Here is a 305-nt window from a genome sequence, read left to right as displayed (position 1 = left end):
TGGAGCTAAGCAGGATCGAACTGCTGACCTCCTGCGTGCAAGGCAGGCGCTCTCCCAGCTGAGCTATAGCCCCACATATGCTGGTACTTATTGTTTTAACCATCTTCTTAATTAGATAAGAAGTGGTGGGTCTGAGTAGATTTGAACTACCGACCTCACCCTTATCAGGGGTGCGCTCTAACCAGCTGAGCTACAGACCCAAAACAATAAGTGTTGTTCTCTTTACAATAACAATCATCTGTGTGGACACTACGAACAAATAAGTTCTAAATCGTATAAGGAGGTGATCCAGCCCCAGGTTCCCC

General features: G+C 46.6%; 2 tRNA genes. Both read right to left on the bottom strand.

Annotated elements, in window-relative coordinates:
* Positions 1-73: transfer RNA gene (locus AAEY62_RS21515), tRNA-Ala, on the bottom strand.
* Between the two features lie 50 nt (positions 74-123).
* A tRNA-Ile gene (locus tag AAEY62_RS21510) sits at positions 124-200 on the bottom strand.
* Between the last annotated feature and the right edge of the window lie 105 nt (positions 201-305).

The organism is Pseudoalteromonas sp. GW168-MNA-CIBAN-0100, assembly GCF_040309225.1.
GTDB lineage: Bacteria > Pseudomonadota > Gammaproteobacteria > Enterobacterales > Alteromonadaceae > Pseudoalteromonas > Pseudoalteromonas arctica.
This window is presented reverse-complemented; position numbering and strand designations above follow the sequence as displayed.